This window comes from Actinomadura geliboluensis (genome assembly GCF_043197915.1).
GTDB classification, from domain to species: Bacteria; Actinomycetota; Actinomycetes; order Streptosporangiales; family Streptosporangiaceae; genus Spirillospora; species Spirillospora geliboluensis.
Genome location: NZ_JBICUA010000023.1, coordinates 59,879 through 68,716, shown reverse-complemented (window position 1 = coordinate 68,716; position 8,838 = coordinate 59,879). Strand labels below are relative to the sequence as shown.

Annotated in this window: 7 protein-coding genes; 2 read left to right on the top strand and 5 right to left on the bottom strand. The window is 64.8% G+C overall.

Translation table 11 applies throughout. The annotated features are described in order from the left end of the window. Window positions 1–320: 320 nt before the first annotated feature. From ACGFI1_RS43785 to ACGFI1_RS43775, 3 genes are all read right to left on the bottom strand, one after another. Window positions 321–983 (bottom strand): hypothetical protein, encoded by a 663-nt coding sequence (locus ACGFI1_RS43785; RefSeq protein ID WP_392793547.1) that lies wholly within the window; start codon window positions 981–983, stop codon window positions 321–323. Between the two features lie 545 nt (window positions 984–1,528). Next, window positions 1,529–2,029, bottom strand: a complete 501-nt coding sequence (locus tag ACGFI1_RS43780) for a hypothetical protein (RefSeq protein ID WP_392793546.1) — start codon at window positions 2,027–2,029, stop codon at window positions 1,529–1,531. Then, window positions 2,026–2,340: a hypothetical protein gene (locus ACGFI1_RS43775; protein ID WP_392793544.1), complete on the bottom strand. Its 315-nt coding sequence runs from the start codon at window positions 2,338–2,340 to the stop codon at window positions 2,026–2,028. The genes ACGFI1_RS43780 and ACGFI1_RS43775 overlap by 4 nt, the downstream gene beginning before the upstream one ends. Before the next feature lie 657 nt (window positions 2,341–2,997). Here ACGFI1_RS43775 and ACGFI1_RS43770 point away from each other — a divergent pair. Further along, window positions 2,998–3,501, top strand: a complete 504-nt coding sequence (locus tag ACGFI1_RS43770) for a hypothetical protein (RefSeq protein WP_392793543.1) — start codon at window positions 2,998–3,000, stop codon at window positions 3,499–3,501. 210 nt (window positions 3,502–3,711) lie between these two features. On the opposite strand, the gene ACGFI1_RS43765 is transcribed toward ACGFI1_RS43770, so the two are convergent. Further along, complete coding sequence (locus tag ACGFI1_RS43765) at window positions 3,712–5,112, bottom strand: IS4 family transposase (RefSeq protein WP_392793549.1); 1,401 nt, start codon at window positions 5,110–5,112, stop codon at window positions 3,712–3,714. Between the two features lie 849 nt (window positions 5,113–5,961). Between ACGFI1_RS43765 and ACGFI1_RS43760 the strand changes: the two genes are divergently transcribed. Then, window positions 5,962–7,203, top strand: a complete 1,242-nt coding sequence (locus ACGFI1_RS43760; RefSeq protein ID WP_392793541.1) for a pentapeptide repeat-containing protein — start codon at window positions 5,962–5,964, stop codon at window positions 7,201–7,203. A gap of 641 nt (window positions 7,204–7,844) precedes the next feature. Here ACGFI1_RS43760 and ACGFI1_RS43755 read toward each other — a convergent pair. After that, window positions 7,845–8,501, bottom strand: a complete 657-nt coding sequence (locus ACGFI1_RS43755; protein WP_392793539.1) for a site-specific integrase — start codon at window positions 8,499–8,501, stop codon at window positions 7,845–7,847. Window positions 8,502–8,838 lie beyond the last annotated feature (337 nt).

Here is an 8,838-nt window from a genome sequence, read left to right as displayed (position 1 = left end):
TACCGCTGCTCCACCACGCTCAACTCCACCAGCACTCGGCGAAGTGTCACGCACGTCCTGAGCACGATGTGTCACGCAGGTCCTGAGACCCGACAACACTCCCCAGCCTCCTGGATGAGGACTTTCAATACGTCTTCAAGGGCGCCGCTACGCGCCGCCGGCGGCCGCCCGCCCCGGCGCGCCGGGCATGCGGCCTGTCCCGTCCGGTCCCGCCGCGCCGCGTCGCCCGTCCGCCTTCCTCACAAGGGACGCTTCTAACTTAGCGAGCGGCTATGTCACAAGTGGAAGCTCGGGCAGCACTACGAGTATCCGGCAGGGCGTTACACGTAGCGAAGGCGCGCAAAGCCTTGATCACCGCGGAGTAGTTCAGTAGCTACCCTGAAGGACGTGAGAGCATCCCGTCTAAGGACAGCGTCGAGCGCATCCTCGTCTGAAGATGTGGAGGTCTCCGCAAATTCCTCGTAGGCTCGCCGCGAGACAGAATTAGGCTCTAGTGGAAACTTGTAGTGCGCTGAGACCTTGCGCAGCTCAGTAACCTGCTGGAGATCCTGCTTCATTTGCTCATCTATGAGACCGCGCTCAAACGCAGCCTTGGTCAGTGGCCCAAGGCCCCAACGCAGCCAGTTCCTGTCGAGCTCTTCCTCGTATCTCAACAGGCATCCTGCGAGAGCTCGCTCACATGCCGCGTGAGCGCACAGTAGTGTCGCGAGGAACAGTCCATCGATGAAGGCGCGTTCAGCCTCATCGTATAGCCAGGAGACTTCGGCTCCTCCCGGAATCAGCCAACCATGTTCCCGGTGAAAAGGTGCTTGGATGGAGCGTATTTCGGCCCACCTCTGGGTGCGCTCTGCCCTACTCCGAACATCCCTCAGAATCAAAATAGCGGCGAGCACTTCTGGTGTCTCTTGCTCTTGCTCCCTCAGCCATCGCGCTATTCGCTCTTCTTCGGAAAGTGGCGTTACTCCGTCGAGGTCCAGTTCCATCTGATCAAGAGCAACGCTAGGGCCCGCGCGATATGACTGCTCCACGGTAGACAGGGTACGAGGGTGGCCCAGTGTCCACGCAAGTCAATTCTCAAGATTGCTGTTGACAGTTCAGACTGCCCTAGGGAGGCCTCAGGCTGAGCTGGAACATCCGATGGTCCCGCCTTGAGCGATGGAGGATGCGCGGTGGACAGGCGGACCTGACGGTGTGGACGTTACTGATCTTGCTACCGACACGCGGAGGTGACGCGTGGGCTGCAAGGGATGGCTGGACGTGGTCGAAGCGGGGGCTTCGCAGCCCCCAGCCCCCTGCGAGCCGGAGCACACGATCGCGCGAAACGCTCTGTCACACCTTGCGCGCCGTTCGCGCAATCGTGCACTCCGGACCGTGGTAAAGCCGCGCGGGGGAGTGTTGACACGGGCGCTAACAACGGCCCTAGACGATCCTGGGCACGTGTGGGATCAGGGATACGCAGAAGCTGCCCGGAGCAAGTCAGGGGACGGGTCTGGACGCTCACGCTTGCGCCGTATGCCCAGCAGTTGGACTAGCCCCGATCAGATGCTGGCTCTCTGCGAGATCCTCGCTTTCGGGTATGGCTTGATGGCTTCTTTGGCTTCCCTTTTGCCTTGATCGGGTTGCTCAGTAGAAGCTTCGGCATTGACCGCATCATGCTCTCCGTGATGATGCTAAGTCCTTGCCGCTCTAGCAGCGTTGAAATCTGAGCCATCCCCTCCATGACCCGCCTGACGTCGGCTTGGAGTTCTTGCGTGTCCTCTGCCGACATCACGGACGCTGGTGCGGGGTCAGAGCGCGTGGCTGCCTCGATCGCGGCCATCCGAATAAAGGTCGATGGCGTTAGCCCTTCCTTTTCGGCTGCCTCCACAATGGAGCCAAGGTCCTCGGCGCTGAACCGGACGGACACCACGCGCTCCAGAGTGGTGGGAGTGGAATTCTCGGCAAGTTCCGCACGGTTCTCATAGAACCAATCTGCACGTTCGGCCTCAGTCATGTCTTCGAACTTCTTAACCTTTGCAGTCATCATCATCCCCTCCTTTTTGGAGTTTCGTATGCGGTGATTGGTCTGGCCATTTCGAGCTCTTGAACGCCCCACTCCCTTTTCAGGGTAACCGGGTATTTTATCACGACAGTGACCGCTCTCCCTTCATCGGTCGCACCCACAAGGAGGTAATGATCAGGAACAGGAGTCCCGTCCTTCAGACGGGACTGAAGCAGGTCGTGGCCGTTGCGGACGACCTGCTCGATCTCCTCCTTCTTCACCCCGTGTGCTTGAGCGTGGACGAGGTTGCCCTCGTCCCACTCCAGCGGGAGCTCGATGATTGGGAGCGGCTTGGCCATGTCATACATCGTACCCTGGTCCTGTATGACAGACACCTCTTGCGCTGCTGGCCACGTCCGAGGCCGTGGTGCTAGCTGAGGACCTCTCGATGTCTACTGCCAAGCTGGGCGGCCTGTGCGTTCTTGGCTCAGTGGTGCTAACGCCCGTGCTAACACCGGGCCTGGACGTACGTGCACAGGGCTGGACGGGGAGCAGGGCAGTCTCGCAGGTCAGAGGAAGATGTGGACGTGTGTGGACGGCGTTGATCTTGCTACGGATCAGACGGCGATGGTTGCGCCCTACGATCGCTACAGCGTGGCTGAGGTGGGTTGTCTGGTTGGGGGCGATCGCTGCCGCGCGGCTTCCGGTGCTCGGGCCGTGGCCGGCCCTGCGCTCCGGGTCCGCTTGCCCTCGGATGAGTTGGGTGCTGTCGCCGTCTTGAGCGGGCCAGAGAACGCGCAGTTCAGAGGCTACGGTGACGGGCCATTAGCGGGCCATTAGGCAGGGTGATCAAGGGGCAGTCACGGTCACTCGCGGTACGGCGGTACGCCAGGTCAGCCGTACCAACAGCCGTGATCGAGACTATTCCCAAGCTGACAACCCCGGTGTCTCTACGAAGCTGGAGGAGGGCGTCGGGTCCGCTGTTGCAGTTACCTCGGCCGTGCGAGGCTGGTCTGGTGGCGACAGATGAATCGGACCTCGTGGCGCTGCTACGCCGACTGGATGATCCCGAGTGGTTGGAGCGGCCCTCGGACTACAGCAACAGCAAGGCTGCCGCTTCATTGAAACGTCTCGCGACCAGCCTGGAGAGTGCTTTGGGCACCCACTGCCCAGTGGAGGGGAACAACCAGGACTCCAGTGAGTACGGCCGTGTCGAGATCCCCGCGACAGCGACCGTGCGCGGGATGAGGATCGTCGTGTGCGTGAGCAAGTTCGAGCCGCTCGCGCTGGTGACCGCAGACAACCCTGGTGCCTACCTCGACCTGGACGAGGCACAAGCGCTCGGTGATCTGGACGGCGGAGATCTGGCCACCGTGCAACGCGCTGTACACGACGCGGGATTCGTCGCCGTGCCCGAAGAACTCTTGAACCGCCGCTACGACGGGCCGAGCCGGCTTCCCTCGTGGAGCGGCGAACCACGGCCGCCGAGTTGGTGGGATCGCTTCTTCGGCTACTTCTAGATCGGCACCGACAGGCCCAGGCACCTGTTTCAAGATCCGGAACATACGCGGAATGCGTCGACGCCGGCGAGGGCGCTGACCGGGATTCTGTGCAGGTCAGCCGGGAAGCGGCGCCGGGTCCATGGCATCCTGTAAATCCGCCGCAGGAACAGTCTTTTCCGGTGGTTGAGCGTGGGCGAAGCGGGGGCCTCGCGGCCCAATGCAGTTGCTTTAGGGAGGTAGCTGGGGCTGGGCAGGGCGTGGGGTGTCGGTGAACGCGCGGCCTGCTTCGCGGCGGGGTTTGCTCTTGACGGTCTGGTTGTGGGCCCAGCGGCCTGGGGCGACGTTGCGGTGTCCGGCGCGGGTGCGCAGTACTGGCCATCTGCTGGGTTTCTTGATCGCTCGGTGGTGGCGTCGGCCGGTTCGGGGAGGCAGGAGGCGGCTGCGTGCTTCACGCAGGGCCTCGCTCAGGGCATGGGCGAGATTGGTGCCGGTGGTCGCGGCTTGGGCGAAGATGCTTCTGCGGATGATGCGTACGCAGGTCAGGTAGGAGATTCGGTCGGTGTCGAGGACCGGCTCGGTGCTGACGGCGGCGTCGTGGGCGAGACGGCGGATCGCGTGATGGACGGCGAGGAAGGCCCAGAGTTCTTGGCGGGCTCCTTCGGGTGTGCGTGAGCGCAGCGGTCCGGATGGGCCGAGATGGTTCTTCAGTTCGTCGAAGGCCAGCTCGATCTCCCAACGCTGCCGGTAGATCGCCACCAACTCCTCGGCCGGGTAGGCCTGGTGGTCGATGAGCGTGGTGCCCAGATGGACGACGTTCTCGCCGGCGGCGTAGCTGATCACGCGGAAGACGATGTGTGCGGGTGGCGTCCGGCCTTGCTCTCTGGCTCGCCGCCGAACCCTCTTGCTGCATGTCGAGGTGGACAGGACCGACCCGTCGGCGAGTTCCTCCAGCGCGGTGCCCAGGTGGTTGGACTGCAATCTGACCAGCAGATCGGCTCCGGTCGCGGTGAAGACGTCCACGACCTCGGCCGACCAGAATCCCCGATCGGCGATCACCAGGTCACCGGGACCCGTGGCGGGTGCCAGGTCAAGCGCCAGGCTCCGTTCCCCGTCCCGGTAGCCGCCCATCGCCGCGTCCAGCACCCCATGCGTGCCGATCTCTGACAGAACCACGGCCCTGATCTGCGGAAACCCGAACGGAACACCTCTGGATGAGGGCCCGTCAAAGGCCAGGCCATTGCTGACCGAGTCTGGAATATCGAACTGGGTGCCGTCTATGGCCAGCAGCCGCATCCCGCGCCACCAGGCCCCGCGCGTTGCCGGCCCGGCCAGCGGGCCCGCCACCTCCCGGAACAGCGATTCCATGACCTGTTCACCCAGCCGAACCCGTGCCCGGCACAACGAGGACCGGTTGACCCCGGCCAGAGTCCGGCTTCCCTGCAGCCCCCCGGCCAGCAGCCGGACGACCTCCTCATAGGACTCCCGGGCGAACAGGCACAAGCCGAGCACGAAGTAGACAACCAGACGCGACGGCAGCAACCTGCGCCGCCGCTCCAGGCGGCCGTGCCTGGCCACCACCTCATCGACCAGATCGGGAGGGAACACCGTCGTCAAGACTCCGAGCCGCACCCGCAGCGCGGCAGGCTGCCCCTTCACGCCGCGGGGACCGTCCCAGCCACCGACGCCCCACCCGAACCGTCCGGCCCCTGCTCACGGCGCATCCCGGCGCCCCTCCAACCCGATCCACGTCCCGAGAACCGGTAACACGATCAAGGAACACCAGGGCATTACGGCCCGGTACGGCCGACCCGTGACACGCATGAACGGTGACTGTGACCCACCCCGGCCGGACGAGCGCGAATGGGGAACCCCGTGGTTCCCCAAACCCCTCCTGGACCCGGAACACACGATCGCGCGCAACGCCCCGTCACACCTGACGATCGTTCGCGCGATCGTGCGCCCCGCAACGAGCATCCGCCCCTCACCAGCACCCCAACCCAGCTAACGCAACTGCATTGGCCTCGCGGCCCCCAGCCCCCGCGGGCCGGAGGGCACGCCCCCGTGAAGCGGGCTGTCACACCGTCTCGCCGTTCGCGCGGGCGCACCCTCCGGGACGGGTGTGGGTGCTAACGGCGGTGCTAACAACGGGGTCGGATCAGCTTGGACGGGTGTGGACGCGCTGGGCGTCGCGCCGCTGGTCAGGGGACTTGTGGGGACGCCCCTGGACGGCGCTGATCTCGCTTGTAAATAGTAGGTTAGGAGTTCAAGTTCCCTCGCTGGCTCTCAGTTCAGGGGCCCCTGCGAGCATCGCAAAGGGCCTTTCGCCTCACCGTGGGAGCCACGAGACCTCACCGCCGAACAGCGCGCCACTCATCGCCTCGGCGGCGGCGCGCTTGTCGTCTACGACCAGGTGGCCAGGAGCGGGCAATCCGCTCGCCCGGACGGCGCTGCTGATGCGATTTCTCTAGCATCGGGCATGTGGGCCAAGACAAGATGATGCCGGGGTATCGACCGGTCAAGGACGCGCACAAGACGCTAGGACTCTGGCCGATCCACGGGGCGTTGACATTCGCCTTCACCGCCGCCATCGTGTCGCTGATCGCCGCGTGGTTGTTGCTTTCGTGGTTTCTGGGTTCACCGCCGCACGCCAAGCCCAAACCGCTGGAAACCAAAGACCTCCTGGAGTTGCTCAAACTCGTCTTCGCTCTGGTCGCCGGGGTCGGTGCCCTGGTCGCCTTGGTCACCGCCTACCGTCGCCAGCGGGTCGACGAGGCCGCAGGGGAACGCGCCGAACGCGTCCAGGCCCACGTCGAGTACGGCCAAGCCGTCGAGTTGCTCGGCCACGACAAGGCCGCCGTCCGACTAGGCGGCCTGTACTCCCTGGAACGTCTAGCGCAAGATCACCCCTACTACCGGCAGACCGTCACCGACGTCGTATGCTCCTACCTGCGCATGCCCTTCCAAGTCCCCACAGCCCACGACGAGGCTCAGCAGGAACAGTCCGGCGACGCACACCCCGACCCCACCATCACTAACTCAGCCAGGCAAGAACTTCAGGTCCGCCTCACCGCCCAACGTCTCCTCAAACGCCACCTGACCAAGACCTCAACCGACCAACCGCCTCGCCCTACCTACTGGGACAACATCCACATCGACCTCGCTGGCGCCCAGCTGATCGACTTCGACTTCTCCCAATGCCACCCAACAGACGCTAACTTCGCCAACACTCATTTCACAGGGCACGCCATCTTCAGAGAGGCGCGGTTCAGTGGAGATACCGGGTTTGGCCGTGCGCGGTTCAGCGGGGGTGCCTGGTTCGACGGTGCGCGGTTCAACAGGAACTCCAGGTTTGGCGACGCGCAGTTCAGCGGGATCGCCTGGTTCGCCCGAGCGGAGTTCAGCGGGGACGCCAGATTCGACGGGACGCGGTTCAGTGGGGAGGTCTGGCTTGAGGGGGCGCGATTCAATGAAGGAGTCTGGTTCGACGGTGCGCGGTTCAACGGAAGCGCATGGTTCGACGGTGCGCGGTTCAACGGAAGCGCATGGTTCGACGGTGCGCGGTTCAACGGGGACGTTTGGTTCGGCCAGGCGCAGTTCGAACGCGAAGTGAGCTTTGCGGGAGCCACAGCTAGCTATCCGAACGACAAGCATGTGTGGCCGAGCCCCTGGCGTACGCAGGCGGTTACCCCCGACACAGCGGAACTCATTCGCGAGAGCTGACAGCACCTCCCGACATGGGGAAGGTGGTTGAAGTTGAGGAGCGTCTAGCGCGTCGGCGGCCGGCGTCTCCGACTGGAGGACGATGGACGGGCCGACGAACGATGGTTGCCCGAGTTCGACGGCGTGGCTGGCGGGTCGAGCTTCGCACTCTCCCCAAGGCGTGTTGGGACCGAGGGCACTGTCGAGCGGCGTCGGTAGCGCGCATTGCTCTGGCGAGGGTGGGTTGGCAGTTGGCCCCGTCCGCGGTGGGCGAGGAAGCTCAGCGTGCCGAATGCGGGTCGAAGTTTGGCGGCACGAGAGAGAAATGGCAGGTCAGGAGAGTTTGGCGGTGGGACTGTAAAACCGTCTACCCAGTCGAGCAGGCCCGACCGGCAACACTGGTGAGCCCAGCCATAGGTTGGCGGAGGCCGCGAAGTACAGCACGGAAGTACCGCAACAGAGGCTTACAACTGCTGGCACTGGCGACCGAGCACACATGGTTCTACCTGCGATAACGGTGGTGATCGTGCGTCGGCCGGTCTCTTGTAAACAGAAGGTTAGGGGTTCAAGTCCCCTCGCCGGCTCCCAGCTCAGAGGCCCCCTGCGACCACCGCAAGGGGCCTCTCGCACCACCGTGGGAGCCATTGTGGGAGCCACGGGATTCAGCCGCCGAACAAAGCGCCGCTCATGGCCTCCGCCGCCGCCCGCTTGTCGTCGACGACCAGATACCCGTAGGTGTCCTTCGTGATCGCGATGCCCGCATGCCCGAGGATCTCGGAGACCACGTGCAGCGGAGTCCCCTGCGCCAGCATCAGCGAAGCGCCCGAGTGCCGCAGCTCATGCGGATGCCAGTGACCGAGCCCCGCCCGCTTGGCGAGCTTGGAGAAGGTGTGCGAGAAGTTGTCCGGGTCGGTAGGCGTGCCGACCTCGGACGGGAAGACCAGCCCGTGATCCTGCCAGGCTTCACCGAGGGCGAGCCGCGCCTTGGCCGTCTTCAGCTCACTGAGCACGACGCGGGTCTTCCGAGCGCTGCTCTTGTCCCGTTCCTTGATCCGCTTCACCGCATGCGTGAGCCGCAGCGTCCCGGCTTCCCAGTCGAGGTTCTGCCAGCGAAGCCCGAGCACCTCGCCACGACGCAGGCCATAGGCCAGTGCGATGGTGATCGCGCCGCCATACCGGTTACTCTCCACCGACTTCAGAAGGTCTTTGGCCTGGTCAGGGGGCGGCGACGCTCGCGCCGTTGGCGCGGCCCGCCGCCCGCGCGGCCGGGGCGTGCGGCGTGGGCGCCGGTCCCCGGCCGCGCACGCCCGGCCGCGCATCGATGCGAGGCCGGGCCTGCCCGCCAGCGAACCGTCCGCTCAGGGTCGCGTCGCTGCCCGGTCACCAGTCCTCATCGATGCTCGCGATCTCACATCTCAGCCGACGGGCGTCGCGTCGTGGCAGGTGGTGCGCCACGACTTCCAGAACCCAGCGGACCTCTGTCGTGTCCGTGCAGCAGCCCCAGCAGCCGCATCCGACGTACTTCGGGTCATATAGGCGGTGGTAGGGGGTCCGTACGAAGCTGCGCCAGAGGTCTAGAGCCTCGGCTGTCTTCCCAGGCCATAGGCACATGCGCTCAAGTCGCGCGATGACCATGCGGCCATGAGGCGATACGCC

Coding starts and splice junctions, on each gene's coding strand:
- ACGFI1_RS43785 (WP_392793547.1), bottom strand. CDS start 983: ATGGAACTGGACCTCGACGGAGTAACGCCACTTTCCGAAGAAGAGCGA.
- ACGFI1_RS43755 (WP_392793539.1), bottom strand. CDS start 8,501: ATGCGCGGCCGGGCGTGCGCGGCCGGGGACCGGCGCCCACGCCGCACG.
- ACGFI1_RS43780 (WP_392793546.1), bottom strand. CDS start 2,029: ATGATGATGACTGCAAAGGTTAAGAAGTTCGAAGACATGACTGAGGCC.
- ACGFI1_RS43775 (WP_392793544.1), bottom strand. CDS start 2,340: ATGGCCAAGCCGCTCCCAATCATCGAGCTCCCGCTGGAGTGGGACGAG.